The 592-nt window shown below is 57.6% G+C and carries 1 protein-coding gene; it reads right to left on the bottom strand.

Annotated elements, in window-relative coordinates; all coding sequences use genetic code 11:
* Positions 1–169: 169 nt before the first annotated feature.
* On the bottom strand, positions 170–592 hold a 423-nt coding region (locus tag AAFM29_RS17705), incomplete at its 5' end, for a PepSY-associated TM helix domain-containing protein (protein WP_341714028.1).

Below are 592 nucleotides of genomic sequence, written 5' to 3'. Positions count from 1 at the left end.
CAGGTTCCGACGAATAGACTTTCGACCGGGAATGTCGGCTTAGTTGGCGCCAGCTGACCACGGCTGCGGTCCGTTCCAACGTCTGCATTCCGCGATTCTGTTCCTGAAAGCGGTCCGTCCGCCTTCGGCCAATAGCGTGAGTTCATTGTTAGACGGGTGAGCGTTGCCATCATCTTGAGGCGTTTGCGCAATTGATACGCCACCGCATCCAACCGGTCACAAAAAGGATAACCGAAAACAGGCCTGCCAATGCTACCAGAATGCGTCCGACCAAGCCACCTGCTGAACCGTCGTGGAGCGGATGGACCCAGTTGTTAACCGTTGTACCGGAGTCGGCAATTTGTGCGTCTTGCACTGCCAATGCTTTGCCGGTGGCTCCATCTACCCAAACGAAGCTGTGCGGGAAGCGGAAGCTGGGATCACCGGGCACCTGCATGCGCAGGCGATAGGTTCCTCCACTGGCAGGGGGTGTCTCGATCCATGCCAGCCGTGCGTCCGGAAGTTTGGTCATGGCGGTTTCGATTGCCTTGGATGGCGGAATGACACTTGCAACCGAGACCTTGGAACCATGCTCATGGACATGCGGCGGATG

Origin of the sequence: Erythrobacter sp., from assembly GCF_038133525.1 — a bacterium.
Lineage (GTDB): Bacteria > Pseudomonadota > Alphaproteobacteria > Sphingomonadales > Sphingomonadaceae > Qipengyuania.
The sequence above is the reverse complement of the archived record's forward strand: the minus strand, read 5'-3'. Positions and strand labels throughout refer to the sequence as shown.